Raw genomic sequence first — 24,590 nt, forward strand, 5'->3', positions numbered from 1 at the left:
ACAGATGTCACTCGTGTTGCTGCCCGCCGTGGACGTGGCCGACGGCCAGGCGGTCCGCCTGGTGCAGGGCGAGGCGGGCTCGGAGACCTCGTACGGCGACCCGCTCGCCGCCGCCCTCGCCTGGCAGGACGCCGGCGCCGAATGGATCCACCTGGTGGACCTCGACGCCGCGTTCGGCCGGGGTTCCAACCGCGCCCTGCTCGAGGAGGTCGTCGGCAAGCTCGACGTCCAGGTCGAGCTGTCGGGCGGCATCCGCGACGACGAGTCGCTGAAGGCCGCCCTGGCGACCGGTTGCCGCCGCGTCAACATCGGCACCGCCGCCCTGGAGAACCCGGCGTGGTGCTCCAAGATCATCGCCGAGTACGGCGACCGCATCGCCGTCGGCCTCGACGTCCGCGGCACCACCCTGGCCGCCCGCGGCTGGACCCAGGAGGGCGGCGACCTCTGGGAGGTCCTCGACCGCCTGGAGGCCGACGGCTGCCCCCGCTACGTCGTCACCGACGTCACCAAGGACGGCACCCTCCGCGGTCCCAACCTCGACCTGCTGCGCGAGGTGTGCGCCCGTACCGACAAGCCGGTCATCGCCAGCGGCGGCGTCTCCAGCCTCGACGACCTCCGCGCCCTGAACGGCCTGGTCGGCCTGGGCGTCGAGGGCGCCATCGTCGGCAAGGCCCTCTACGCCCAGGCGTTCACGCTCGAAGAGGCGCTCGCGGCGGTGAGGGCATGACACCCACCCGCATCTCCTCGGGCGGCCCCTGGGAGGAACGCTACGGATACTCGCGCGCCGTCGTCGCCGGGAACCACGTCCTGGTCTCCGGCTGCACCGCCACCATCGGCGGTGAGGTCCAGCACGTCGGCGACGCCTACCAGCAGACCCTGACCGCCTTCGGCGTCGCCCTCGACGCCCTGGAGAAGGCCGGCGCGTCGGTGACCGACGTGGTCCGCACCCGGTTGTTCGTGGTCAGCCAGGACGACTTCGACGCCGTCGGCGAGGCCCACGGCGAGCTGTTCGGCGAGGTCCGCCCCGCCTGCACGTCGGTGCGCGTGGCCGGCCTGATCGACCCGCGCATGCTGGTCGAGGTGGAAGTGGAGGCCTACCGGTCATGACCGTGGCCGTGCGCGTGATCCCGTGCCTGGACGTCGACGCGGGCCGGGTCGTCAAGGGCGTCAACTTCGAGAACCTGCGCGACGCGGGCGACCCGGTCGAACTGGCCAGGCGCTACGACGCCGAGGGCGCCGACGAGCTGACCTTCCTCGACATCACCGCCTCCAGCTCCGACCGCTCGACCATGTACGACGTGGTCCGGCGGACCGCCGAACAGGTGTTCATCCCGCTGACCGTCGGCGGGGGAGTGCGCACCAACGACGACGTCGACCGCCTCCTGCGGGCCGGCGCCGACAAGGTCGGCATCAACACCGCCGCCATCGCCCGTCCGGAGTTCCTCCGCGAGGCGGCCTGGCGGTTCGGCTCGCAGTGCATCGTCCTGTCCGTCGACGCCCGCCGGGTGGTCGACGGCCCGCCGACCCCGTCGGGCTTCGAGGTGACCACCCACGGAGGCCGCAGGGGCACCGGCATCGACGCGGTCGAATGGGCCGCACGCGGCCAGGAACTCGGTGTGGGCGAGATCCTGCTCAACTCGATGGACGGCGACGGCACCAAAGACGGCTACGACATCGAGATGATCAAAGCCGTGCGGGCCGCCGTGACGGTGCCGGTGATCGCCTCGGGCGGGGCAGGGACGCTCGAGGACTTCCCACCGGCGATCGACGCGGGAGCCGACGCGGTTCTGGCCGCGAGCGTCTTCCACTTCGGCGAACTCAAGATCGGCGACGTGAAGAACACCCTGCGCGAGACGGGCCACCCCGTCAGGTAGGGCGATCTCCAGAGGCCGGGCACCGACGAGTCGGGGGCCCGGCCTCTGCGATCTGGGCCAGCCGCCGGAGCAGGACCTCGCGCTCGGCCGGGTTCTCCGTGCGGGCGAGGGCGGCCTCGTAGGCGTGCCCGGCCTCCTCGTCCCGGCCCAGGCGGCGCAGCAGGTCGGCCCTGACGGCGTGGAACAGGTGGTGGCCGTCGAGGTCCAGGTCGTCCAGCAGAGTCAGTGCCGCCGCCGGGCCGTCGACCTCGGCGACGGCGACGGCGCGGTGGAGGGCCACCACGGGGGTGGGCGCCAGGGCCAGGTGCTGGTCGTAGAGCCGCACCACCTGCCGCCAGTCGGTGGGGGCGTCGCTGTGCACCGCGTTCACCGCCGCCTGGATCTGGTAGGGCCCCGGCCGGTTGCGCCGCAGGCAGCGGCGGACCAGATCCTGGCCCTCGGCGATGAGGTCCCGGTCCCACAGGGAGCGGTCCTGGTCGGCCAGCAGGACCAGCGAACCCCCGGCCGTGACGCGGGCGGCCCGCCGCGAGTGGATCAGCAGCATCAGCGCCAGCAGCCCCAGCACCTCGGGCTCGTCGGGCATGAGCTCGGCCAGCAGCCGCCCCAGCCGGACGGCCTCCGCGCACAGGTCGTCGCGGACCGGATCGCCCGACCCGCTCAGATAACCCTCGTTGAAGATCAGGTACACCACGGCGAGCACCGAACTCAGCCGCCCCGGCAGGTCGGCGTCGGAGGGCACCCGGTAGGGGATCCCGGCGTGCCGGATCTTGGCCTTGGCCCGCACCACCCGCTGGGCCACGGTGGCCTCGCTCACCAGGAACGCGCGGGCGATCTCCCCGGTGGTCAGCCCGCCCAGCAGCCGCAACGTGAGCGCGATGCGCGCGCTCTCGCCCAGGGCGGGATGGCAGCAGGTGAAGATCAGCCGCAGCCGGTCGTCGGGCACGGGCCCCTCCTCGGCGGGCTCGTCGGGCGCGTGCAGCAGGAGCGCCTCGGCCTGCCGCCCGGGCCGGGCCGCCTCCCGGCGGTGGCGGTCGATCAGCGTGTTGCGGGCCGTCGTGATGAGCCAGCCCGCCGGGCTCGGCGGCGTCCCGTCGCGCGGCCACCGCTCGGCCGCCACCGCGAACGCCTCCTGGACGGCCTCCTCGGCGAGGTCGACGTCCCCGGCCAGCCGGACGAGCACGGCCACCGCGCGGCCGTACTCGTCCCGAAAGGCCCGCTCGATCCCGCTCAGCCGCCGGCCTCCGTCGCGAACGGCCGCACCTCGACGGGCAGCGTGACGGCCACGGCGTACCGGCGCCCCCACTCCAGCGCCTCGTCGAGATCGGCCGCCCGCAGGATGACGATCCCGCCGAGATGCTCCTTCCCCTCGGCGAACGGCCCGTCGGTCATCAGCACGTCGTCTCCCGAGGCCCGCAACACGGTGGCGGTGGCCTGATCGTGCAGCCCGTCGCCGAACACCCACGACCCGGCCGCCTGCAACTCCCGGCGCAACGCGTCGACCTCGGCCATGATCCCGTCCATGACCTCCGGCCCGGGGACGGGACCTTCGGGCTGGTACATGCTGAGCAGATAGTTCTTCACCGTCACTCCATCTCGTACGTCGCGATAATCACGCCGGTGCCGGTCGGCACGCTCTCCACCAGCCGGAACGCCGCCGGCGGCCCGTCGTCGGGGCACAACCGCCGCCCCGAGCCGAGCACGAGCGGATGCACCGAGAGCACCATCCGGTCGACGAGCCCCCGCGCCAGCAGCGCCCGGACCAGCTCCCCGCTGCCGAGCACCACGATGTCGCCGTCGACGTCCTTCTTGAGTTCCGCGACGCCCTCTCCGGTGAGAAGGGTCGAGTTCGGCCAGACCAGCCGGCTCAACGTCCTGGATACGACGTATTTGGGGGTGGCGTCCAGCTTCGCGGTGAACGGATTGCCGTCGGTCCTGCCGTGCCAGACGGCGAAGAAGTCCTCATAGGTCCGGCGGCCGAACAGAATCGCGCCCGTCGCGGCCATGCCCGCGCCCATGACGCGCATCATGACCGGGTCGGCGTAGGGCCCGGCCCAGCCCCCGTGCCGGAACCCGCCCCGGGTGTCCTCATCGGCCCGGCCGGGCGCCTGCATCACCCCGTCCAACGTCACACTCTCGGTGACAACGATCTTCCCCATCGCGACAGCCCCTTTCGGTCTCACCCCCTACACGAACGAGAGCCCCCGAAATCGACGCGGACCACGCGAGATTCTTAGAAGCGTGGTGACGGGTTCGGAAGCGGTCGTGCGCCCCCGGGGGAAGCCGCGTCATTTCCGTCCCAGAATCAGCGTTCGACAAGGTTGCCCGCTGCAAATGAGATTCATGCCACCAGATGCGCGAGGGCGTGGAATCGGCAACCGGGGCCGATGCCGCTGTTGGACGTCAATAGATCAGATATCTGTGTCCATCGCAGATGAATGTCGACAGCTCACGAAGCGTTCGGCAGGCCTGTATCGCAGTGGGCGGGCGTCACTGAGCGCGTTATCCGGCACGCACGCGTCCAGGCAGGCATGCGCTGCCATGGTCGAGAGGCATGCTCCAGGCAGGCAAGATCCCGGCAGGCAAGTCCCGGCGGGCAAGATCCCGGGAGGCAAGTCCCGGCGGGCAAGATGCCGGGAGGCACCCGGCAGGCAAGATCCGGGCAGGCAAGGTCCTGGCAGGCAAGGTCCTGGCAGGCAAGGTCCCGGGAGGCAAGTCCCGGGAGGCAAGTCCCGGCGGGCAAGATCCCGGCAGGCAAGATTCGGGCAGGCAAGTCTTGGCAAGCAACTACCGGCCGGTAAGTCCGGGCAGGCAAGATCCCGGGAGGCAAGTCCCGGCGGGCAAGATGCCGGGAGGCACCCGGCAGGCAAGATTCGGGCAGGCAAGTCCGGGCAGACAAGATCCCGGGAGGCAAGTCCAGGCGGGCATGCGTGATGGTTGGCGCGTCCCAGGTCGGCACGTGTCGCGGTGGGCACATGTCCCGGCACCTGTGGTTGCGCGTCCCGGTGGGCAAGGCGGCCCGGTAGGCGGTGGCCGTCAGGCGCTCGTGGGCCGGGTCAGGCTCGGAGTACCTGGGCCAGTGTCAGCGGGGGATGGCCCGTCACCTTCTCCACGTGGTCGGTCGCCACGTCGAGTTCTCCCGTGCCCACCGCCGCATATGACGTCACCCATCCCACCACCGCCCACTCCGGCGCCCCGTAATGCTGCCGCGACGCGTAAGCCTCGTCGAGGGTCTCGTTCTCGAAGCTGACGGAGGAGCCACGCGCCTCCGACAGGATGCGGGCGACGTCGGTCATGGTGAGCAGGTCGGGGCCCGTGAGGTCGTAGGTGACGCCCTGGTGGTCGGCCGGGTCCTGGAGGACGGTGGCGGCGACCGCGGCGACGTCGGCGCGGGCCACCGGGGCGAAGCGGCCGTCGCCCGCGGGGCCGCGGATGACGCCGTCGTCGCCGATCATGTTCTCGAGGAAGTCGAGGTAGAGGCTGTCTCGGAGGAAGGTGAAACCGACTCCGGTCTCCTCGATGTGCCGTTCGGTGTGCCAGTGGTCGCGGCCGAAGGTGAACGTGCACTCGGGCCCCGCTCCGAGGAACGAGGTGTAGACGATGCGGGGAACGCCCGCCGCCACCGCCGCGTCGACCGCCGCCGTGTGGAGGGCGACGCGGTCGGGATGTTCGGTCGCCGAGATCAACATGAGGACCCCGGCGCCGTCGAGTGCCGCCGCGAACGCGGACGGGTCTTCGTAGGGCGCCTGGGTGATCTCCGCGCCGTCGAGTTGAGGAGCCCGGGACGGGTCGCGTACGACCAGCCGCTGCCGGACTCCGGCCTGCGCCAGTCGCCGGGCGATCCGCCCGCCGAGCCCGCCGGTCGCCCCGGTCACCGCGATCAGGTCACTCATCAGACCATTTTCGCATGGGAGGGTCGGGCCGCCCGGTGGGCGCGCGCCGAGGCCTCCCTCAGATGATCATCCGTGGGCGCCGGAAACGAGGGAACCGCGGACGAAGCTACTGGTTGAGCACGCCGTTGAAGAAGGTGGCCAGCGAGTTGGCGCCGGAAGTGACACCGTCAAACACTCCCCTGACAGCGCCGGCCGCGGCTGACGGCTGAGTCCAGAGGTAGAAGGCCACGAACGCAATGCCTGCGTACGTGAGCACTTTCTTGACCTGCATTGGGGGGCCTCCTGCGGTATGTGTCCCGGATTTTTCTACCCGGCGACATCAGTGATCATAACTAGCCGGATAGAGAGGAGGACCTTCCGGCACGCCCGACCGCAGCAAAGGCGAACCCCGGTTCAGGCAAAGAGTGAGTTGAAGAACTGGGCGAGCGAGTCCGCCCCGTCGCCGACGGCGTCGAAGACGCCGCGCACGGCGCCGGCCGCCCCCTGGGGCTGGGTGAACAGATAGAAGATCACGAAGGCGATGGCGGCGTACGTGAGTAACTTCTTGGCGTTCATGGCGGTGCTCCAACCGTGTGCAGTGCCATCACTCTGCCCCATCGGTCCCGGCCGTGGGCGTGGTTTGGCGCGAACGTGGTCCCGCCCGCTTGCCCCACGCGCCCCGGGAAAAACTCCGGTCCACGCCAATCCGAAGGGCCCTTAGCTTCGAAGGACCTCTTAAAGGGAGGTCAGGTGCGCCGGAAGGTAGCGGTCATCGGCAGCGGGGTGGCGGGGCTCACCGCTGCTCACGTGCTGCGTGCCACACACGACGTGACCCTCTACGAGGCCGACGATCGGCTCGGAGGGCACGCCCACACCCATGACGTGGCGGGGCTGGCGGTCGACAGCGGGTTCATCGTCCACAACGACCGCACCTATCCCCATCTGACGCGGTTGTTCCGGGAGCTGGGGGTGGCCACCCAGGAGTCCGACATGAGCATGTCGGTACGCTGCGACGGCTGCGGCCTCGAATACGCCGGCGGCAAGGGCGTGACCGGTCTGCTGGCCCGCCGGCCCTCGGCGGCCTACCTGCGGCTGCTGGCCGACGTGCCCCGGTTCCACCGCATGGCGCGCGCCCTCCTGGAGACCGACGACGACCGCACCCTCGGCGAGGTCACGCGGCACTTCCCGGCCTACTTCACGCGGCACTTCCTGACCCCTCTGGTGGCCGCCGTCTGGTCGTGCCCGCCCGCGACCGCGCTGCGCTACCCGGCCCGCTACCTGTTCACGTTCCTGGCCAACCACGGGATGCTCAGCGTCTCGGGCAGCCCCAAGTGGCGCACGGTCACCGGCGGCAGCCGCAGCTACGTCGAGAAGGTGGCCAAGGGGCTGACGGCGGTGCGCACCGCGACCCCCGTACGGGAACTGAGACGCCACGCCGACGCGGTCGAGATCCGCGACGACGGCGACGAGACCGCCTCCTACGCCGCCGCCGTGGTCGCCACCCACCCCGGGCAGGCCCTCGCCCTGCTGGCCGCCCCCACGGACCTGGAACGGCGCGTCCTGGGCGGTCTCCCCTACTCCCGCAACCCCGCGGTGCTGCACACCGACACGAGCGCGCTGCCCCGGGCCAGGGGCGCGCGGGCGTCGTGGAACTACCGCATGTCGGGCTGCGCCGCGGAACCTTCGTCGGTACGCGTCTCCTACGACATGACCCGCCTCCAGCGGCTGCCGACCGGAACCCGCTATCTGGTCACCCTCGGCGACGACGTGCCCGCCGAACATGTCATCGCCCGGATGGACTATGAGCACCCCGTCTACACCCCCGAGACGGTCGCCCTGCAGAAGCTGCTGCCAGGACTGTCGGACGGCCGGGTGGCGTTCGCGGGGGCGTACCACGGATGGGGTTTCCACGAGGACGGCTGCCGGTCCGGGCTGACGGCCGCCGAGAACCTGGGGGCACGCTGGTGACACCCGCCCTGTACCGCTGCTCCATCACCCATGTGCGGTCCTCGCCGCTGCGCCACAAGTTCACCTACGACGGCTACCTGTGGCTCGTGGACCTCGACGACCCGCCCCGCGGCTTCGACCCCGATGCCCGCAGCGAGCTCGACGCCTTCCTGGCCGAGCACGGCGAGCGCGCGGGCGAGGTGGTCATGCTCGCCGGGCGGCGCACGCTCGGCTACGTCTTCAACCCCCTGACCGTCTACTGGTGCGACACCGGCGTCGTGGTCGCCGAGGTCCGCAACACCTACGGCGGACGCCACCGCTACCTGCTCCGCCCCGACGCCCACGGCCGCGCCGAGACGGGCAAGGAGTTCTACGTCTCGCCCTTCCACCCCGTCGACGGCCGCTACACGCTCCGGCTGCCCCGTCCCGGCGATCGGCTCGACCTCGCGGTGACGCTGCACCGTCCAGAAGGCACGCCCTTCGTGGCGACGGTGCGCGGCCGGCGGGTGGCGCCGACGCTGCGCAACCGGCTCCGGCTCGCGCCCCTGCTGGTGGGGGCGCGGATCCGGCGTCAGGGCATCGCCCTCTATTTGCGCGGGCTGCCCGTCGTACCCCGAAAGAGAGAAACGTCATGACGCACGCCATCGCCCTCACACCCCCACGGTCGCCCCTGCGGGTACGGGTGGTCCGGCAGCTGTTCCGCAACGCGGTGGCCCGGTTGCCGTTGCAGGTCCTGATGCCCGACGGGGAGGTGCTCGGCGACCCCTCGGGCCCGCTCATGCGGGTGGTGCGGGCGGAGGACTTCTTCTCCCGGGTGGGCGCCGACGGGTTGATCGGCTTCGGCGAGGCCTACATGGCGGGCGACTGGGAGGCCGACGACCTGGCCGGGGTGCTGACCGTGATGGCGACCCAGCTGGCGTCGCTGATCCCGGCCCCGTTGCAGCGCCTGCGGGGGGTGTGGGCGCGGCGGCACCCCCGCTCCGAGGAGGGGACGGTGGAGAACGCCCGCAGGAACGTCCAGCGGCACTACGACCTGTCGAACGACCTGTTCGCGGAGTTCCTCGACCCGTCCATGACCTATTCGGCCGCCCTGTTCCACGCTGCGGCCACCTGGGAGAACCTGGAGGCGGCCCAGCACGCCAAGATCGACCGGCTGCTCGACGAGACCCGGGTCGGGCCGGGCTCGACGGTGCTGGAGATCGGCACCGGCTGGGGCGCGCTGGCGATCAGGGCCGCCCGGCGCGGGGCCGCGGTCCGGACCATCACCATCTCGGCCGAGCAGCGGGCCTTCGCCCTGGAGCGGGTGGCCGAGGCGGGGTTGTCCGACCGGGTCTCGGTGGAGCTGTGCGACTACCGGGAGGCGTCCGGGTCGTACGACGCGGTGGTCAGCGTGGAGATGATCGAGGCGGTGGGCGAGCGTTACTGGCCGGTCTTCTTCGCCGCCCTCGACCGGCTGCTGGCCCCCGGCGGGCGGGTGGGGCTGCAGGCGATCACGATGCCGCACGACCGGATGGTGGCCTCGCGGCACACGTACACGTGGATCCAGAAGTACATCTTCCCGGGCGGGCTGCTGCCGAGCGTGACGGCCATCGAGCAGAACCTCGGGCCGCTGCGGATCGCCGGGCAACACGAGATGGGCGGCGACTACGCCGAGACGCTGCGGTTGTGGCGGGAACGCTACTGCTCCCGGCGGCCGGAGATCTCCCGGCTCGGCTTCGACGAGATCTTCCACCGGATGTGGATCTTCTACTTGGCGTATTCGGAGGCCGGTTTCCGGTCGGGTTATCTGAACGTGCGGCAGTTCGTTCTGGAAAGGGGTCGGTCGTGACACTCGTCGCCGGCCGGTTGGCCGACACGGTCGCCGGGCTCTTCGGAGGGGCGCTGCCCGTCGGGCTGCGCACCTGGGACGGCGGCTTCGCCGGCCCCGCCGACGCGCCCGTCGTGGTGCTGAGATCGCCGATGGCGCTGCGCCACCTGCTGTGGGCCCCCGGCGAGCTCGGGCTCGCGCGCGCCTACGTCAGCGGCCACCTCGACGTCGAGGGCGACCTCGCCGACGGGTTCCGGCGCGTGTGGGCGGCCGGTTCGGGCGGTCCGGGCCTGGGCGAGCTGGCACGCGGCGCGCGCGCCCTCCTCGGGCTCGGCGTCGCGGGCCCCCGCCCGCCGATCCCCGCGAGCGAGGCCCGGCTGCGCGGCCGCCTGCACACCCGGGGCCGCGACCGCGAGGCCATCTCCCACCACTACGACCTGTCGAACGACTTCTACTCGCTGATCCTCGACCCCTCGATGGCCTATTCATGCGCCAAGTGGGAGCCCGGAGACGACCTCGCCGCGGCCCAGCGCCGCAAACTCGACCTCGTGTGCCACAAGCTCGGCCTGGGGCCCGGCGCCCGCCACCTCGACGTCGGCTGCGGCTGGGGCTCGATGGTCCTGCACGCCGCCGAGTACGGCGCCGAGTCGGTCGGCGTCACGATCGCGGCCGAGCAGCAGGCGTTCGTCCGGGCCCGCGGCGGCGAGGTCAGGCTGCAGGACTACCGCGACGTCGCCGACGGCCCCTACGACGCGATCTCCTCCATCGAGATGGGCGAACACGTGGGCGAGGAGAACTACCCGGTCTACGCCGCGACCCTCTTCCGGCTGGTCCGCCCGGGCGGCCGCGTCGTGATCCAGCAGATGTCGCGCGGGGCCAACGCCCCCGGCGGCGGGCCGTTCATCGAGCGCTACATCGCCCCCGACATGCACATGCGGCCCGTCGGGCGGACCGTCGCCATGTTCGAGGACGCCGGCTTCGAGGTGCTGCACGTCGAGGGCATGCGGGAGGACTACGCCAAGACGGTCCGGGCCTGGTACGACACCTTCGAGTCCCACTACGAGAAGGCGGTGGCCCTGGTGGGCGAGGAGATCGCCCGGGTGTGGCGGCTCTATCTGGTGGGAGGCGGGCTGGCGTTCGAGTCGGGACGCATGTCCGTCCACCAGATCACCCTGGCCCGCCCCTCGTGAGGTGTCGTAGCCGATCCGGTTGATCTGCCGTCCCGGTCACATGCCCAGACGGGCCCCCATCAGCTTCTCCACCGCCCACGGCTCCCCGTCGAGCGCCACCCGCGCGTGGTCCTGCCGGCCGAACGCGAACAGCAGCAGCTCCTGCGACGGCCCCGTGACCACCACGGCCGGGTCGGACATCTTCGCCCCCGCCTTCTGCCCCGTGCCCGCCCGGCGCAGCACCACCCCCACCGGCGACTTGCGGAAGAACACCCGGGCCCCGGCGGCGACGCGCTTCCACAGCAGGTCGTCGAGGTCGGCCGGGAGCTCGCGGGGTTCCCAGCCCGCCTGGGCACGCCGCACGTCCTCGTGGTGGACGAAGAACTCGATCGTGTTCACCGCCGAGTCGAGGCCGGGGATCAGGCCGTAGGGCGTCCACAGGGGAGGACCCTGGCGGACCTCGTTCACCAGCTCGGCGTAGGGACGTGCCCGGACCTGCTCCTGCACGGTGCGCGTGTAGGGCGCCAGGAACTTCACCGCGATCCCGGCGGCGGCGTCGATCCGCCGCTCCCGGACGACGAGGTGGGCGGCGAGGTCGGCGGTCTCCCAGCCCGCGCACAGGGTGGGCGCGAACGGCCCCAGATCGTCGAGCAGTTCGGTGATGGCGGCACGTTCCGCGCGGGCGTAACTCATGACTCAACCCTAAGCACCCGCCCGGCGGGAATAAGAGCGGTGATCGTCGTGATTTCCCCACGTGGGCTTTCCCGGCCCTACGCCCATGGGCCCGGGCCGTGGTCAGACCTTGGCCCGATCCCGACTGTCGGCCGTCGTTTGTATGGTCGAACCCGAACCACCCGAACGGAAGGAACCCGAGTGCCCGACAAGGTGTCAACCGCGGTCATGCGCCAGGGGTTCCGCGTCATCGGTCACGCCGTCAGGACCGAACCGAAGATCTTCACGGGGGCGGTCCTGGCCAGCGCCGTCTACGGCGTGACGACCGTGCTCTCCTCGTGGGCGCTCGGCTGGGCGACCGAGAACGCCGTGCTCCCGGCCTTCCGCGACGGCGACGCCACCGGGGGCACCCTGGCGCTGGCGGCCACGCTGATCATCGGGGTCGCCGCCGTCAAGGCGCTCGGGATCATGGGCCGGCGCATCATGGCCGGCATCCACCAATACCGCATGCAGGCCCACTTCCGGCGGTCGCTGGGCCGCCAGTTCCTCCGCCTGCCGCTGTCGTGGCACCACCGCCATCCGACCGGCCAGCTGCTCTCCAACGCCAGCTCCGACGCCGAGGCCGCCTGGGGGCCGCTCGCGCCGCTGCCGATGGCGGTCGGCGTGATCGTGATGCTCGTCGCGGCCGCCGTCGCGATCGTGCTGACCGACCCCGTGCTCGCCGTGGTCGGCTTCCTGATCTTTCCGGCCATCGCCCTGCTGAACCTCGTCTACCAGCGCAAGCTCACGCCGCTCGCCACGCGGGCGCAGGAGTTGCGCGCGGCGGTGTCCGAGGTCGCCCACGAGAGCTTCGAGGGCGCGCTCGTGGTCAAGACCCTCGGCCGCGAAGACGCCGAGTCGGCCCGCTTCGACGACCGGGCCGCCGCGCTGCGCGACGCCAACATCGCCGCCGGGCGGGTGCGCGGCATGTTCGACCCGCTGCTGGAGGCGCTGCCGACCCTCGGCGTGCTGGCCGTGCTGCTGTTCGGCTCCTATCGCCTCGCCTCCGGCGACGTCACCGCCGGCGAGCTGATCCAGGTGTCCTACCTGTTCACGCTCCTGTCCTTCCCCGTGCGGGCGCTCGGGTGGGTGCTGGGTGAACTGCCCCGCTCCGTCGTGGGCTGGACCCGGGTGCAGGAGGTGCTGCAGGCCGAGGGCTCCATGAGTTACGGCTCCGCCCAGCTGCCGGCCGACCGACCCGCGGAGCTGACCGTCACAGACGTCTCCTTCGCCTACGAGCCCGGCGTGCCGGTGCTGCGCGACGTCGGCTTCACCGTCGAACCGGGCCGCACGGTCGCCGTGGTCGGGCCCACCGGCTCCGGCAAGTCCACTTTGACCCAGCTGCTGGCCCGCCTGGTCGACCCCGACGAGGGCGCGGTCGCGATCGACGGCGTCGACCTGCGCGAGGTCGGGCGCGACGGCGTGAGCGGCGCGGTCTCGCTGGTCCCGCAGCAGACCTTCCTGTTCGACGACACCGTCCGGGGCAACATCACGCTCGGCGCCGACGTCTCCGACGAGAAGGTGTGGGCCGCGCTGCGGCTGGCCCAGGCCGACGGGTTCGTCAGCGCCCTGCCCGACGCCCTCGACACCCGGGTCGGCGAACGCGGCACCACCCTGTCGGGCGGCCAGCGCCAGCGGCTCGCCCTGGCCCGCGCGCTGGCCCGCGAGCCCCGGCTGCTGATCCTCGACGACGCCACCTCCAGCGTCGACCCGCAGGTCGAGAAGCGCATCCTGTTCGGCCTGCGCGACCAGCACGCCACGGTCATCGTGATCGCCTACCGCATGGCCACGATCTCCCTGGCCGACGACGTCGTCTACATCGAGAACGGCACCGTCGCCGACCACGGCCCCCACGAGACCCTGCTGGCCCGCTGCGCCGGCTACCGCGATCTCGTGACGGCCTACGAACGTCAGGAGGCCGAGAACACGGCCCTCGAAGAGGAGGCCGTGGCCCCGTGACGACCCAGACGCTGCAGAACGTCGAGCGCGGCGCGCTCGAGACCATCCGCCACGGCCTGCGGTTGTCGCCGGAGTTCCGCCGCGGCCTCGGGGTCACCCTCGGGCTGGCGATCCTGGCCACCGTCGGCAAGGTGATCGTCCCGATCGCCATCCAGCAGGTCATCGACCAGGGGCTCAGCGGCTCCGCGCCCGACCTGCCGTTCATCCGCAACGCCGTGCTGGCCTGCGCGGCCGCGATCCTGCTGACCGCGCTGGCGGGCTACGCCATGAACGTGCGGCTCTACCGGGCCACCGAGTCGGGCCTGGCGACACTGCGCGGCAAGGCGTTCCGGCACGTCCACGACCTGTCGGTGCTGACCCAGAACACCGAGCGCCGGGGAGCCCTGGTGTCGCGGGTGACCGGTGACGTCGACCAGATCAGCACCTTCATGCAGTGGGGCGGCCTGCTGATCATCGTGGCCGGCGGCCAGCTGGTGATCGCGACCGTGCTGATGGCCGTCTACTCCTGGCAGCTCACCCTGCTCGTGTGGGCGCTGTTCCTGCCGCTGGTCTTCGCGCTGCCGAGGTTCCAGCGCATGGTGGCCCGCAACTACCTGACCGTGCGCGAGCGCACCGGCGACACCCTGGCCGCGATCAGCGAGTCGGTCGTCGGCAGCGCGGTGATCCGGGCCCACGGCGCCGAGGAGCGCACGGCCACCCGCATCGACGCCGCCGTCGACGCCCAGCGGGCCGCGCAGACCCGGGCCCAGAAGATCATCGGCTTCACCTTCCCGATCACCGAGCTGGTCGCCTCGATCGCCATCGCCGGGGTGGTCGTCGTCGGCGTGCTGCTCGGCGTCGGCGGGTCGATCACCCCGGGCCGCCTGGTCGCTTTCCTGTTCCTGATCACCCTGTTCATCGCGCCGCTGCAGACCGCCACCGAGGTGCTCAACGAGGCCCAGAACGCCATCGCCGGCTGGCGGCGCGTGCTGAGCGTGCTCGATACCCCGGCCGACGTCGCCGACCCTGGCGAGGCGGGCGTCACCCTGCCGCGCGGCCCGATCACCGTGGCGTTCGAGGACGTCGGCTACGCCTACCCCGACGGCCCGCCCGTCCTGCGCGGGGTCGACGTCGTCATCCCGCCGCGCCGCCGGGTCGCCGTGGTGGGCGAGACCGGCTCGGGCAAGACCACCTTCGCCAAGCTGCTCACCCGCCTGATGGACCCGGTCGGGGGCCGCGTCACGGTCGACGGCGTCGACCTGCGCGACCTGCGCTTCACGTCGCTGCGCGAGCGCATCGTGATGGTGCCCCAAGACGGCTTCCTGTTCGACTCGACCCTGGCCGAGAACATCCGCTTCGGCCGTCCCGACGCCACCGACGCCGAGATCGCCGAGGCGCTGACCGAGCTCGGCCTGGCCGACTGGCTCGACGGCCTGCCGGGCGGGCTGCGGACGGCGGTGGGCCAGCGCGGCGAGTCGTTGTCGGCGGGCGAACGCCAGCTGGTCGCGCTGGCCCGCGCCTACCTCGCCGATCCCGACCTGCTGCTGCTCGACGAGGCGACCTCGGCGGTCGACCCGGCGACCGAGGTCCGCATCGCCCGCGCCCTCGACAACGTCACCCGGGGCCGCACGGCCGTCTCGATCGCCCACCGCCTCTCGACGGCCGAGGCGGCCGACGAGGTGCTCGTGTTCGACCGGGGCGAGATCGTGCAGCGGGGCTCCCACGCCGAGCTGCTCGCGGAGCCGGGCGTCTACGCCGACCTGCACGCCTCCTGGGCGAGCGCCACCCGAAGTTGATGATCATCGTTGTGCCGTTGTCGCTGGTCGCTGCGGCAGAATGGTCATATGTCCCTGGACCCGAAGATCGCAGACCGGCTCAAGCGCACCGGCGACGGGCTGGTGCCCGCCGTCGTCCAGCAGCACGACACCGGCGAGGTGCTGATGCTCGCGTGGATGGACGACGAGGCGCTGCACCGCTCGCTCACCACCGGCCGGGCCACCTACTGGTCGCGCAGCCGGGGCGAATACTGGGTCAAGGGCGAGACCTCGGGCAACGTGCAGCACGTCCGGCACGCCGCGCTCGACTGCGACGGCGACACCATCCTGCTCAAGGTCGACCAGCGCGGCCCCGCCTGCCACACCGGCACCCGCACCTGCTTCGATGACGACGTGCTTCCGGTGATCGAGGGATCATGAACCGCCGCGCGCTCTACGCCTGGCTGATTCTCAGCGCCGCCGCCGGGGCGCTGGCCCTATTGGCGGGCGGCCGGGTGTGGGCGCAGTTGCTCGCGCCCACCGGGCCGGCCAACCCGGAGGCCGTCCACGACGTCCCCGGCGCGGAGGTCGCGCCGGTGATCACGCCGGTCGTGCTGGCGGCGCTGGCCGGGTGCGTGGCCGTACTCGCCACCAAGGGCGTCCTCCGGCAGGTGATCGGCGTGCTGGTGGCCGTCTGCGGCGGAGCGGTCGTGGTCGGGGTGACGCGGGTGTTCGACGACGTCCTGCTGCTGGAGTCGGCCGACCTGCCCGGCGCGTCCGTCGACGTCACCATGTGGCCGTGGATCACCGGCCTGGGCGGGTTGCTGCTGGTCGCGGGCGGTCTGTGGGCCGCGGTCTCGGGCGGGAACTGGCCGGGCATGTCGTCCCGCTACGACCGCCCCGACCGGAAGAGGCCGGCTTCCGAACGGTCGATGTGGGATGCCATCGATCGCGGAGACGATCCCACCTGATTACAACTTGTCCTCAGGTTGCCCTGATTTGATGGGGATGTCGGCGCCCGTCGCTACAGTCGTCGCATGACTTACGGGAACCAGCCCGGCGACACGGGGGACCCAGGCAACTACCCGGGTTACGGTCAGCAGCCGGACTACGGCCAGGGCGGCTATCCCCAGCAGCCCGGCCACCCCCAGCAACCCGGCTACGGCCAGCAGCCCGGCTACGGCCAGCCCGGCTACGGGACGCAGAACACCCAGCCCGCCGGGGGCTACGGCCAGCCCGACTACGGCTACGGCCAGCAATACCAGCAGCCCGGCTACGACCAGCAATACCAGCAGGGCTACCAGCAGCCGGGCTACGGCTACGCCCCGCCCCGGCCCACCAACGGCCTGGCGGTCGCCTCGCTCGTGATGGGCCTGATCGGCCTGGTGTTCTGCGGCGTGACCGCGATCCTGGGCGTGATCTTCGGCCACATGTCGCTGAGCCGCATCAAGACCAGCGGCGAAGACGGCCACGGCCTCGCGGTGGCCGGCCTGGTGACCTCCTACATCACCATCGGCCTGTGGGTGATCCTCTGGCTGATCTTCGGCGCGGCCCTGCTGACCCTGGTCGGCCTGGCCGAGAGCGCCCAGGAGCTGAGCGACCCCAGCCTCTACGACTTCCCCACGGACTTCCCCACCTCCTGATCTAACCTGGGGCGATGACCTCCAGAACCGCCGCGGTCGCGCTGCCGGTGTCCGTCGGCGGCCTGCTCGCGGCGGCGACCGCCTTCGTCGCGGTCGTCGACCCGTCGCGGCCCGGCCACTACCCGCCGTGCCCGTTCCTGCTGGTCAGCGGTTTCCACTGCCCGGGGTGCGGCGCGCTGCGGGCGGTCCACGCGCTGACCCGCCTCGACGTGGGCGGCGCGTTGTCGTTCAACCCGCTGTTCGTTGCGGTCGCACCGTTCCTGGTGTACCTGTGGGCGAAGTGGCTCTCGTCCGCCTGGCGGGGGAGGCCGCTGCGGACCCGCCTGACGGCACCCGTGGCCGTCTGGTCGTTCGTCGCGCTGGCCTTGTTGTTCGGGGTTTTCCGCAATACGCCGTACGGTGCTTTCCTGGCTCCGTGACCGGCACCCGATGGCGGGCCGACGTCGGCAAGGCCGATACCATCGGCAGGACGCAGTCGACCTGGAGGGATCCGGAGCACGTGAGCGAACGAGCCAGCAAGGGCGGTGAGGTCCGATGACGGTTCTCGACGACATCCTCGAGGGCGTCCGCGAAGACCTCGCCGAGCGGCAGAAGGCCGTGTCGATCGATGAGCTCAAGGAACGCGCCCGGCGCGCACCCGCTCCGCGTGACGTCTACGGAGCCCTGAAGGCCGACCGCGTCTCGGTGATCGCCGAGGTCAAGCGGTCGAGCCCGTCCAAGGGCGCGCTGGCCGCGATCGCCGACCCGGCGGCGCTGGCCGTCGACTACGAGGCCGGCGGCGCCCACGTGATCAGCGTGCTGACCGAGCGCCGGCGTTTCGGCGGGAGCCTCGACGACCTCGCGGCCGTGCGCGCCGCGGTCGACATCCCGATCCTGCGCAAAGACTTCATCGTCACCGCCTACCAGCTGTGGGAGGCCCGCGCCTACGGCGCCGACCTGGCCCTGCTGATGGTGGTGTCGCTCGACCAGAACGCCCTGGTCTCGCTGATCGAGCGGGCCGAGTCGATCGGGCTGGTCCCGCTGGTCGAGGTGCACACCGAAGAGGAGCTGGAGCGCGCGGTCGACGCGGGCGCCAAGCTCATCGGCATCAACGCCCGCGACCTGCGCACGCTCGAGGTCGACCGCGAGGTCTTCGCCAGGCTCGCCCCGAAGGTGCCCGAGGGCGTCATCCGGGTCGCCGAGTCGGGCGTGCGCGGCCCGCACGACCTGCTCGCCTACGCCCGCGCCGGCGCCGACGCGGTGCTGGTCGGCGAGAGCCTCGTGACCGGCAAAGACCCGCGTTCGGCGGTGAACGACCTGGTCACCGCGGGCGCCCATCCTTCGTCCCGCCAAGAACGGCAGTCGTGACCGGAGACTCGTCCATGTCCATCTCTGAGGGCACCCTCATCACCCCCGCCGACTTCACCGGCGCCGGTTCCGGCGGCGACGTCAGCGAGCGGGGCAAGTTCGGCGTGTTCGGCGGGCGCTACGTGCCCGAGGCGCTGATCCCGGCCCTCGACGAGGTGGCCGCCGAATACGAGAAGGCCCGCACCGACCTGGCCTTCATCCGCGAGTTCGACCACCTGCTGCGCACCTACGCCGGCCGTCCCACGACGATCACCGAGGTGCCCCGGTTCGCCGAGCAGGCGGGCGGCGCCCGCATGCTCCTCAAGCGCGAAGACCTGACCCACACGGGCGCCCACAAGATCAACAACGTGCTCGGCCAGGCCCTGCTGACCAAGCGCCTGGGCAAGAGCCGCGTCATCGCCGAGACCGGCGCGGGCCAGCACGGCGTCGCCACCGCGACCGCCGCCGCCCTGATGGGTCTCGAGTGCGTCATCTACATGGGCGCGGTCGACTGCGAGCGCCAGGCGCTCAACGTGGCCCGCATGAAGCTGCTCGGCGCGCGGGTGGTGCCGGTCACCAACGGCAGCCAGACCCTCAAGGACGCCATCAACGAGGCGTTCCGCGACTGGGTGACCAACGTCGACTCCACCCACTACCTTTTCGGCACGGTCGCCGGTCCCTATCCGTTCCCCGGCATCGTCCGCGACTTCGCCCGCATCATCGGGGTCGAGGCCCGCCGCCAGGTGCTCGAACTGACCGGCAAGCTGCCCGACGCGGTCTGCGCCGCCGTCGGCGGCGGCTCCAACGCCATCGGCATCATGCACGTCTTCATCGAAGACGAGGGCGTGCAGTTGCACGGCTACGAGGCCGGGGGCCGGGGCGCCGAGACCGGCGAGCACGCCCTCACCCTGACGCAGGGGTCGATCGGCGTCCTCCACGGCAGCCGCACCTACGTCCTGCAGGACGACGAGGGCCAGACCATCGAGTCCCACTCCATCTCGGCGGGCCTCGACTACCCGGGCGTCGGCCCGGAGCACGCCTGGCTGAAGGACAGCGGCCGCGCCACCTACCACGGCATCACCGACGCCGAGGCGATGGACGCGTTCGCGCTGCTCGCCCGCACCGAAGGCATCATCCCGGCCATCGAGTCCTCCCACGCCCTGGCCGGCGCGCTCAAGCTGGGCCGTGACCTCGGTCCCGACGCCACGATCCTGGTCAACCTGTCCGGTCGTGGTGACAAGGACATGGGGACCGCGATGAAATACTTCAACCTGTAGCCGGAAGCCAGCCATGACGACACTTGCCACGGTCTTCGAGAAGGCCCGCGCGGAGAACCGCGCCGCGCTGGTGGGCTACCTGCCCGCCGGGTTCCCCACGATCGACGGCGCCATCGCCGCCGCGACCGCCATGGTCGAGGCCGGCTGCGACGTGATCGAGATCGGCCTGCCCTACTCCGACCCGCTGATGGACGGCCCGACCATCCAGGACGCGGTCCACCGCGCCCTGGAGAACGGCACCCGCATCGCCGACGTGATGCGCACCGTCGAGGGCGTGGCCAAGTCGGGCGCGGCGACCCTCGTCATGACCTACTGGAACCCGATCGACCGCTACGGCGCCGAGCGGTTCGCCCGCGACCTGGCCGACGCCGGGGGAGTCGGGACCATCACCCCCGACCTCACCCCCGAAGAGGCAGGGCCGTGGCGTGAGGCCAGCGCGTCGGCCGGCATCGACACGGTCTTCCTGGTCGCGCCGAGCTCGACCGAGGAGCGCATCGCGATCGTGACGGAGTGCTGCACCGGCTTCGTCTACGCCGCCTCGCTGATGGGCGTCACCGGCGCCCGCGAGTCGGTCGGCGCGGCCGCCGCCGGGCTGGTCGAGCGCACCCGCCCCCACGCGAAGGTCCCGGTCTGCGTCGGTCTCGGCGTCGGCACCGGCGCCCAGGCCGCCGAGGTCGCCGCCTACGCCGACGGCGTGATCGTGGGCTCGGCCTTCATCCGCCGCCTGCTCGACGCGCCGAACGAGCAGGAGGGCCTGCGGGCCGTCCGTGAACTCGCCGCCGAACTGGCGGAGGGCGTCCGCCGCTAGTTCTCCCGTACGAAGCCAGCCGGCCGGTCACCTGTGAGGTGGCCGGCCGTCGGCGTGAGTGAGGCGATCATGGTGAACCCGCGAAGTGCGGCGGCGTTGCTGGTCCTGGCGTTGGCGGCGGTTCCGGCGCTCGCCGCCGCCGGCCCTCCGGAGTGCCGGGTGCGGCCACTCGGCGCCGCCGAGCGCTCCGCGCTCTACGAGGCGGCGCTGAGGAGGGCGATGGAATGGCCCCTCCCTCTGGAGGGACCTGCTTCGTCCGGGCAGCGGCCCGGCGGCTTCCCCGCTGACTCCAAGCCGGGAGTGGTGCCGGCGATCGGGATCGAGATCGCGGATCCGACGGTCTGCCTCCCGTAGTCGTCGGCGGTTCGGGGTGCGGGATTTACCGGGACCACCCTCCCCATACCCGCCCCCAGGTTTCGCCTTACCCGGTGTTTATCGAGGTCATGGTGGGGTGGACTCCAATAGGTTCCGTGTCGGTGGCCGTAGAGGCGGCCCCGGGACCTGGGAGGAGTCTCCGTGTCAACGCATCGTCGCGGCCCGAGTTCGTCACTCAGCGCATCTGTGGTTGTACCCTGGGTGACGACCGTCGCCCGGCTCGTGCTCGCCGGCGTGCTGATCGTCGCGGGGTGGCTGAAGGTCGGCGCCCCCGCTCTGTCGGTGCAGGCCGTGCGCGCCTACGAACTACTGCCGGACCGGATCGCCACGGCCGTCGGATACGGCCTGCCCGTGCTGGAGATCGTCGTCGGAGTGCTCCTTGTCCTTGGCCTGCTCACCCGCCTGTCGGCGGTCGGCGCGGGGCTGCTCATGGTCGCCTTCGTCATCGGCATCGCCTCGGCGTGGGCGCGGGGGCTGCGCATCGACTGCGGCTGCTTCGGCGGCGGCGGGCCGCTCGCCGAAGGACAGGAGCCGTCGTATCTCCCGGAGTTGCTCCGCGACTTCGGGCTGGTGCTGCTGGCGGGCTGGATCGCCTGGTTCACCCCGGGCCGGTTCGCGCTCGACACGCCCCTGGGCCTGGCCCCCCGCCCGTACGCCGAGGAGGAGTCCGGCGATCACGAGCCCGGTGCGAGTGATCACTTGGATGAAGTGAAGGAGAACCACTGATGGGCAAAGGTGCGCGCGAGGCGACGGCCCGGGAACGGATCGCCGCGCTGCGGCAGGCCGACCGCAAGAAGGACCGCCACCGCCGCCTCGCCACGATGGTCACGATCGCGGCCATCGCCGTCCTGGCCATCGGCGGCGGCGCCTGGTACGCCGCCGCCCGCGACACCGCCGAGCAGCAGACGGCGGCCGCCAAACTCGCCCCGACCACGGTCAACGCCGACGGAACGGTCACCATGGCCCGCCCGGGCGTGACCGGGCCGGTGCTCGACGTCTACGAGGACTTCCAGTGCCCGGCCTGCAAGGCGCTGGAGGAGTCGTCGGGGCCGACGATCAAGAACCTGGCGTCCGAGGGCAAGGCCAAGGTCGTGTTCCACCCGATCACGATCTTCTCGATGGAGCCGACCAAGTCCAACTCGGTCCGCGCCGGCGCGGCCTCCCGCTGCGTCACCGACGGGGCGGCGTGGCCGGCCTTCCACGACCGGCTCTTCAAGGAGCAGCCGTCGGAGACCGTCGAGGGCTTCGCGCTGACCGACCTGGTCGCCTGGGGCAGGGACGCGGGCATCACGGCGCCCGGCTGGGAGACGTGCGTGACCTCCCAGAAGTACGCCCAGACCCAGCTCACCCAGTCCGACAAGGTCATCCAGGCCCAGAAGATCACCGGCACGCCCACGCTCAAGCTGAACGGCAAGGAGCTCGACTCCAACGTGTCCTTCGTGCCGAACAAGCTCCGCCAGGCCGTGCTCGCGGCCGGCAAGTGAGCCTGTCCGAGACGGACGCGGCCCGCTTGAAGATGGGGTGATCAACCTGAGACGGGCTCATTGGTGACGGGGGTGCGCGAGTGCGCCTCGGAGGCGGTAACGTCCTGTGACATGCCCCTCGCCTCGATCCCGAGCCCGTCGCAGGGGGTCTGGTACCTCGGACCCCTTCCCATCCGGGCCTATGCGCTCTGCATCGTGCTGGGCGTCGTCTTCGCCGTCTGGCTCGGCGAGCGCCGCTGGCGCGCCCGTGGCGGCCTGCCCGGCACGATCACCGACCTGGCCGTCTGGGCGGTCCCGTTCGGCCTGGTCGGCGGCCGGCTCTACCACGTCATCACCGACAACCAGCTCTACTTCGGAGCTGACGCGGAGAACCCGTGGTACCACGTGTTCTTCATCTGGAAGGGCGGCCTCGGCATCTGGGGGGCGGTCGCGCTCGGCGGGGTCGGCGTCTGGATCGCCTGCCGGCGGCGCGGCATCTCGTTGTCGGCCGTCGCCGACGTCGTCGCGCCCGGCATCCTGATCGCCCAGGGCATCGGCCGGTGGGGCAACTACTTCAACCAGGAGCTCTTCGGCGGTCCCTGCGACTACGCCTGGTGCCTGGAGATCGAGCCCGGCCGCCCCGGCACCGTGCCCGGCGCGCTGACCTACCACCCGGCGTTCCTCTACGAGTTCGTCTGGACCCTCGCGGTGGCGGGTGTGCTCCTGCTGCTCGACCGGCGCTTCAGCTTCCGCCACGGCCGCCTGTTCGCCCTCTACATCATGGGCTACACGCTCGGCCGCTTCTTCATCGAGGGCCTGCGGGTCGACCCGGCCCACGAGATCCTCGGCATGCGTCTCAACCAGTGGACGTCCATCGTCCTGTTCCTCGCCGCGCTGGCCTACTTCTGGCTGACCAGGAACAAGACCACCGAAGAGGTCATCGTGCCCGCCGGTGAGCTGCCGCCGGTCGCCGAGGGCGAGGAGGCCGACCCGGCCCACCTCCACGACCAGGCCGACGACCACGAGAACGACCCGCCGGGAAAAGCCCCGGCTGACGCCGAGCCCGCGACCGAGACAGAGAAGGCCGAGGAGGCCGGTCAGCGATGACCGGCCCCGCCGGTCCGGAACTGCCCTCTCACCACAGCCACCGCGACGTCCAGGGTGGCTGGCTGCGCCCGGCGGTGTTCGGCGCGATGGACGGCCTGGTGTCGAACTTCGCGCTCATCGCCGGCGTGGCCGGCGGCACCGCCAACACCCGCGTGATCGCGCTCGCGGGGGTGGCGGGCCTGGCCGCCGGGGCGTTCTCGATGGCCGGCGGAGAGTACGTCTCGGTGGCGAGCCAGCGTGAGCTGGCCGAGGCCGAGATCGCGGTCGAACGCCGCGAGATGGCCGTGCACCCCGAAGAGGAGGAGGCCGAGCTGGCCGCCCTCTACGAGCGGCGCGGCGTCGACCCCGAACTGGCCGCCGAGGTGGCCCGGCAGATCTCCCGCAACCCCGAACAGGCCCTGGAAGTGCACACCCTCAACGAGCTGGGCGTGAAGCCCGACGACCTGCCGTCGCCGGTGACCGCCGCGTCGTCGTCGTTCCTGTCGTTCGCCGTCGGCGCCGTGATCCCGCTGGCGCCCTACCTGGCCGGGGTGACCCACCTCTGGTTGTCGGCCGCGTTGTCCATGGTCGCCCTCTTCGGGGCGGGCGCGCTGGTGTCGCGGGTGACCGCGCGCAAGTGGTGGTTCACCGGCCTGCGCCAGCTCCTGGTCGGCGGGATCGCCGCCGCGCTGACGTGGGGGCTGGGTTCGCTGATCGGGGCGAGCGGCCTGTGACCCCCGCCAAGCCCTCCCGCGTCAAACGCCGCCCGGCGCCCGATGAGACCTGGGGCAGCGTCAAGCTGGCCGAATGGGGGCTCACCGGCGGCCAGCAGAAGATCCTGGCGGTGCTGGCCACCGTCGTCGGCGTCCTGCTCATGGCGTTCCTGCTGGTCTTCGTGGTCGAGGCGTTCGACGACGACCCGACGCCCGAGCAGCTGTCGAGCTCGCCGCTGGGCCAGGCCCGTCCGGCGGCCTACCGGGCCTGGCCGTCGCTGAAGCAGTTCGCGCCGATCGCCGACCGCGCCGCCGACGCCAAGCCGCTGACCGTCGAAGAGGTCTTCACCACCAAGACGCTGAAGGCCGGCAAGATCACCCTGAAGCTCGGCGAGCGCCGGCTCGACGCCGACTGCGCGAGCACCGTCTGGGGCGAGGCGCTGACCGAGGCCCTGACCTCGGCCGGCTGCACCCAGGCCGCCCGCGCCCAGTTCACCAGCTCCGACGGCCGCTACGTCGCCCAGTACGCCCTGTTCAACCTCGAGTCGGCGACCGCCTCCGACGCGCTGGTCCAGCAGATCTCCAACCTCTACCGGGGCGGCTGGTTGTTGCCGCTGCCCTCGGCCCAGCCGGCGCTGACCGGCTTCACCGAGTCGAGCGGCCACGCGATGGGCCACTACCTGGGCCTGGTCTGGATCGGCCGGGCCGACGGCGAACGCCCCGACGACACCGACGACATGGTGACCCTCGGCCTGGCGGTCCGCGAGGCGGAGAAGGTCGTCTACCGGCGGGTGGTCGCGGTGACCGGGGTGCCCGCCGGCTGAGCAACC

The 24,590-nt window shown here is 71.7% G+C and carries 29 protein-coding genes; 22 read left to right on the top strand and 7 right to left on the bottom strand.

Annotated elements, in window-relative coordinates; all coding sequences use genetic code 11:
* Positions 1-4 precede the first annotated feature (4 nt).
* From priA to hisF, 3 genes are read left to right on the top strand one after another with little or no spacing between them, the layout of a single operon-like run.
* On the top strand, positions 5-727 hold the full coding sequence (priA, locus tag AW271_RS00235) for a bifunctional 1-(5-phosphoribosyl)-5-((5-phosphoribosylamino)methylideneamino)imidazole-4-carboxamide isomerase/phosphoribosylanthranilate isomerase PriA (RefSeq protein WP_062330129.1): 723 nt from the start codon (positions 5-7) through the stop codon (positions 725-727).
* On the top strand, positions 724-1,107 hold the full coding sequence (locus tag AW271_RS00240; RefSeq protein ID WP_062330131.1) for a RidA family protein: 384 nt from the start codon (positions 724-726) through the stop codon (positions 1,105-1,107). Before priA ends, AW271_RS00240 begins: the two co-directional genes overlap by 4 nt.
* Entirely contained in the window at positions 1,104-1,874 is a 771-nt protein-coding gene (gene hisF / locus AW271_RS00245) for an imidazole glycerol phosphate synthase subunit HisF (RefSeq protein WP_062330133.1), read from the top strand. The genes AW271_RS00240 and hisF overlap by 4 nt, the downstream gene beginning before the upstream one ends.
* Here the strand turns inward: hisF and AW271_RS00250 are convergent.
* From AW271_RS00250 to AW271_RS40495, 6 genes are all read right to left on the bottom strand, one after another.
* A complete protein-coding gene (locus tag AW271_RS00250) occupies positions 1,867-3,105 on the bottom strand; it encodes an RNA polymerase sigma factor (protein ID WP_062332864.1) in 1,239 nt (412 codons plus the stop codon). The two genes, hisF and AW271_RS00250, sit on opposite strands and share 8 nt — an antisense overlap.
* Positions 3,102-3,455 (bottom strand): YciI family protein, encoded by a 354-nt coding sequence (locus tag AW271_RS00255; RefSeq protein ID WP_062330136.1) that lies wholly within the window; start codon positions 3,453-3,455, stop codon positions 3,102-3,104. Before AW271_RS00255 ends, AW271_RS00250 begins: the two co-directional genes overlap by 4 nt.
* 2 nt (positions 3,456-3,457) lie before the next feature.
* Positions 3,458-4,030, bottom strand: a complete 573-nt coding sequence (locus tag AW271_RS00260; protein WP_062330138.1) for a dihydrofolate reductase family protein — start codon at positions 4,028-4,030, stop codon at positions 3,458-3,460.
* Between the two features lie 897 nt (positions 4,031-4,927).
* Positions 4,928-5,764, bottom strand: coding sequence for an NmrA family NAD(P)-binding protein (locus AW271_RS00265; RefSeq protein WP_062330140.1), 837 nt, complete (start codon positions 5,762-5,764; stop codon positions 4,928-4,930).
* A 106-nt stretch (positions 5,765-5,870) separates the two neighbouring features.
* Complete coding sequence (locus AW271_RS40490; protein ID WP_169806250.1) at positions 5,871-6,035, bottom strand: hypothetical protein; 165 nt, start codon at positions 6,033-6,035, stop codon at positions 5,871-5,873.
* Positions 6,036-6,157: 122 nt separating this feature from the next.
* A complete protein-coding gene (locus tag AW271_RS40495; protein ID WP_169806251.1) occupies positions 6,158-6,319 on the bottom strand; it encodes a hypothetical protein in 162 nt (53 codons plus the stop codon).
* Between the two features lie 174 nt (positions 6,320-6,493).
* On the opposite strand from AW271_RS40495, the gene AW271_RS00270 reads away from it, so the two are divergent.
* Genes AW271_RS00270 through AW271_RS00285 form a run of 4 tightly spaced genes read left to right on the top strand, consistent with a single transcriptional unit; the run spans position 6,494 to position 10,687 of the window.
* Positions 6,494-7,711, top strand: coding sequence for an NAD(P)/FAD-dependent oxidoreductase (locus AW271_RS00270; RefSeq protein ID WP_062330143.1), 1,218 nt, complete (start codon positions 6,494-6,496; stop codon positions 7,709-7,711).
* Positions 7,708-8,325 (top strand): DUF1365 domain-containing protein, encoded by a 618-nt coding sequence (locus AW271_RS00275; RefSeq protein ID WP_062330145.1) that lies wholly within the window; start codon positions 7,708-7,710, stop codon positions 8,323-8,325. The genes AW271_RS00270 and AW271_RS00275 overlap by 4 nt, the downstream gene beginning before the upstream one ends.
* On the top strand, positions 8,322-9,518 hold the full coding sequence (locus AW271_RS00280) for an SAM-dependent methyltransferase (RefSeq protein ID WP_062330146.1): 1,197 nt from the start codon (positions 8,322-8,324) through the stop codon (positions 9,516-9,518). The genes AW271_RS00275 and AW271_RS00280 overlap by 4 nt, the downstream gene beginning before the upstream one ends.
* A complete protein-coding gene (locus AW271_RS00285; protein WP_062330148.1) occupies positions 9,515-10,687 on the top strand; it encodes an SAM-dependent methyltransferase in 1,173 nt (390 codons plus the stop codon). Before AW271_RS00280 ends, AW271_RS00285 begins: the two co-directional genes overlap by 4 nt.
* A 36-nt stretch (positions 10,688-10,723) precedes the next feature.
* Here the strand turns inward: AW271_RS00285 and AW271_RS00290 are convergent, their stop codons facing one another.
* Positions 10,724-11,359, bottom strand: a complete 636-nt coding sequence (locus tag AW271_RS00290; protein ID WP_062330150.1) for a TIGR03085 family metal-binding protein — start codon at positions 11,357-11,359, stop codon at positions 10,724-10,726.
* 207 nt (positions 11,360-11,566) lie between these two features.
* Here AW271_RS00290 and AW271_RS00295 point away from each other — a divergent pair, with 207 nt between their 5' ends.
* From AW271_RS00295 to AW271_RS00365, 15 genes are all read left to right on the top strand, one after another.
* Positions 11,567-13,336 (top strand): ABC transporter ATP-binding protein, encoded by a 1,770-nt coding sequence (locus tag AW271_RS00295; protein ID WP_062332866.1) that lies wholly within the window; start codon positions 11,567-11,569, stop codon positions 13,334-13,336.
* Positions 13,333-15,111 carry an ABC transporter ATP-binding protein gene (locus AW271_RS00300; RefSeq protein WP_062330152.1) on the top strand — a complete coding sequence of 593 codons (1,779 nt, stop codon included), beginning with the start codon at positions 13,333-13,335 and terminating at the stop codon, positions 15,109-15,111. The genes AW271_RS00295 and AW271_RS00300 overlap by 4 nt, the downstream gene beginning before the upstream one ends.
* A gap of 48 nt (positions 15,112-15,159) precedes the next feature.
* A complete protein-coding gene (gene hisI / locus AW271_RS00305; protein WP_062330155.1) occupies positions 15,160-15,510 on the top strand; it encodes a phosphoribosyl-AMP cyclohydrolase in 351 nt (116 codons plus the stop codon).
* Positions 15,507-16,040, top strand: coding sequence for a Trp biosynthesis-associated membrane protein (locus AW271_RS00310; RefSeq protein WP_062330157.1), 534 nt, complete (start codon positions 15,507-15,509; stop codon positions 16,038-16,040). Before hisI ends, AW271_RS00310 begins: the two co-directional genes overlap by 4 nt.
* A gap of 66 nt (positions 16,041-16,106) precedes the next feature.
* Positions 16,107-16,712, top strand: a complete 606-nt coding sequence (locus tag AW271_RS00315; protein WP_062330159.1) for a DUF4190 domain-containing protein — start codon at positions 16,107-16,109, stop codon at positions 16,710-16,712.
* A gap of 14 nt (positions 16,713-16,726) precedes the next feature.
* Entirely contained in the window at positions 16,727-17,131 is a 405-nt protein-coding gene (locus AW271_RS00320; protein WP_062330160.1) for a DUF2752 domain-containing protein, read from the top strand.
* A gap of 115 nt (positions 17,132-17,246) precedes the next feature.
* A complete protein-coding gene (gene trpC / locus AW271_RS00325) occupies positions 17,247-18,059 on the top strand; it encodes an indole-3-glycerol phosphate synthase TrpC (RefSeq protein ID WP_062330162.1) in 813 nt (270 codons plus the stop codon).
* Between the two features lie 14 nt (positions 18,060-18,073).
* Positions 18,074-19,315, top strand: coding sequence for a tryptophan synthase subunit beta (gene trpB / locus AW271_RS00330; protein ID WP_083976115.1), 1,242 nt, complete (start codon positions 18,074-18,076; stop codon positions 19,313-19,315).
* A gap of 13 nt (positions 19,316-19,328) precedes the next feature.
* Positions 19,329-20,123, top strand: coding sequence for a tryptophan synthase subunit alpha (trpA, locus tag AW271_RS00335; RefSeq protein ID WP_062330164.1), 795 nt, complete (start codon positions 19,329-19,331; stop codon positions 20,121-20,123).
* Positions 20,124-20,177: 54 nt separating this feature from the next.
* Complete coding sequence (locus tag AW271_RS00340) at positions 20,178-20,477, top strand: hypothetical protein (RefSeq protein ID WP_157553832.1); 300 nt, start codon at positions 20,178-20,180, stop codon at positions 20,475-20,477.
* A 222-nt stretch (positions 20,478-20,699) separates the two neighbouring features.
* The gene (locus tag AW271_RS00345) at positions 20,700-21,224 is read left to right on the top strand and encodes a MauE/DoxX family redox-associated membrane protein (RefSeq protein WP_083975869.1); all 525 of its coding nucleotides are present in this window, start codon (positions 20,700-20,702) and stop codon (positions 21,222-21,224) included.
* Positions 21,224-21,982 carry a thioredoxin domain-containing protein gene (locus AW271_RS00350; protein ID WP_062330169.1) on the top strand — a complete coding sequence of 253 codons (759 nt, stop codon included), beginning with the start codon at positions 21,224-21,226 and terminating at the stop codon, positions 21,980-21,982. Before AW271_RS00345 ends, AW271_RS00350 begins: the two co-directional genes overlap by 1 nt.
* A 111-nt stretch (positions 21,983-22,093) precedes the next feature.
* Positions 22,094-23,068 (top strand): prolipoprotein diacylglyceryl transferase, encoded by a 975-nt coding sequence (gene lgt / locus AW271_RS00355; protein WP_062330171.1) that lies wholly within the window; start codon positions 22,094-22,096, stop codon positions 23,066-23,068.
* Complete coding sequence (locus tag AW271_RS00360; RefSeq protein ID WP_062330173.1) at positions 23,065-23,781, top strand: VIT1/CCC1 transporter family protein; 717 nt, start codon at positions 23,065-23,067, stop codon at positions 23,779-23,781. The genes lgt and AW271_RS00360 overlap by 4 nt, the downstream gene beginning before the upstream one ends.
* Positions 23,778-24,584, top strand: coding sequence for a hypothetical protein (locus tag AW271_RS00365; RefSeq protein WP_062330174.1), 807 nt, complete (start codon positions 23,778-23,780; stop codon positions 24,582-24,584). The genes AW271_RS00360 and AW271_RS00365 overlap by 4 nt, the downstream gene beginning before the upstream one ends.
* The last annotated feature ends 6 nt before the right edge of the window (positions 24,585-24,590 follow it).

This window comes from Herbidospora sakaeratensis, from assembly GCF_001570525.1.
Lineage (GTDB): Bacteria > Actinomycetota > Actinomycetes > Streptosporangiales > Streptosporangiaceae > Herbidospora > Herbidospora sakaeratensis.

Excerpts from the sequence above, each read along its gene's own strand:
- priA (WP_062330129.1), top strand. The coding sequence starts at position 5 with ATGTCACTCGTGTTGCTGCCCGCCGTGGACGTGGCCGACGGCCAGGCG.
- AW271_RS00240 (WP_062330131.1), top strand. The coding sequence starts at position 724 with ATGACACCCACCCGCATCTCCTCGGGCGGCCCCTGGGAGGAACGCTAC.
- hisF (WP_062330133.1), top strand. The coding sequence starts at position 1,104 with ATGACCGTGGCCGTGCGCGTGATCCCGTGCCTGGACGTCGACGCGGGC.
- AW271_RS00260 (WP_062330138.1), bottom strand. The coding sequence starts at position 4,030 with ATGGGGAAGATCGTTGTCACCGAGAGTGTGACGTTGGACGGGGTGATG.
- AW271_RS00265 (WP_062330140.1), bottom strand. The coding sequence starts at position 5,764 with ATGAGTGACCTGATCGCGGTGACCGGGGCGACCGGCGGGCTCGGCGGG.
- AW271_RS40490 (WP_169806250.1), bottom strand. The coding sequence starts at position 6,035 with ATGCAGGTCAAGAAAGTGCTCACGTACGCAGGCATTGCGTTCGTGGCC.
- AW271_RS40495 (WP_169806251.1), bottom strand. The coding sequence starts at position 6,319 with ATGAACGCCAAGAAGTTACTCACGTACGCCGCCATCGCCTTCGTGATC.
- AW271_RS00280 (WP_062330146.1), top strand. The coding sequence starts at position 8,322 with ATGACGCACGCCATCGCCCTCACACCCCCACGGTCGCCCCTGCGGGTA.
- AW271_RS00290 (WP_062330150.1), bottom strand. The coding sequence starts at position 11,359 with ATGAGTTACGCCCGCGCGGAACGTGCCGCCATCACCGAACTGCTCGAC.
- AW271_RS00295 (WP_062332866.1), top strand. The coding sequence starts at position 11,567 with ATGCGCCAGGGGTTCCGCGTCATCGGTCACGCCGTCAGGACCGAACCG.
- hisI (WP_062330155.1), top strand. The coding sequence starts at position 15,160 with ATGTCCCTGGACCCGAAGATCGCAGACCGGCTCAAGCGCACCGGCGAC.
- AW271_RS00310 (WP_062330157.1), top strand. The coding sequence starts at position 15,507 with ATGAACCGCCGCGCGCTCTACGCCTGGCTGATTCTCAGCGCCGCCGCC.
- AW271_RS00315 (WP_062330159.1), top strand. The coding sequence starts at position 16,107 with ATGACTTACGGGAACCAGCCCGGCGACACGGGGGACCCAGGCAACTAC.
- AW271_RS00320 (WP_062330160.1), top strand. The coding sequence starts at position 16,727 with ATGACCTCCAGAACCGCCGCGGTCGCGCTGCCGGTGTCCGTCGGCGGC.
- trpC (WP_062330162.1), top strand. The coding sequence starts at position 17,247 with ATGACGGTTCTCGACGACATCCTCGAGGGCGTCCGCGAAGACCTCGCC.
- trpB (WP_083976115.1), top strand. The coding sequence starts at position 18,074 with ATGTCCATCTCTGAGGGCACCCTCATCACCCCCGCCGACTTCACCGGC.
- trpA (WP_062330164.1), top strand. The coding sequence starts at position 19,329 with ATGACGACACTTGCCACGGTCTTCGAGAAGGCCCGCGCGGAGAACCGC.
- AW271_RS00350 (WP_062330169.1), top strand. The coding sequence starts at position 21,224 with ATGGGCAAAGGTGCGCGCGAGGCGACGGCCCGGGAACGGATCGCCGCG.
- lgt (WP_062330171.1), top strand. The coding sequence starts at position 22,094 with ATGCCCCTCGCCTCGATCCCGAGCCCGTCGCAGGGGGTCTGGTACCTC.
- AW271_RS00360 (WP_062330173.1), top strand. The coding sequence starts at position 23,065 with ATGACCGGCCCCGCCGGTCCGGAACTGCCCTCTCACCACAGCCACCGC.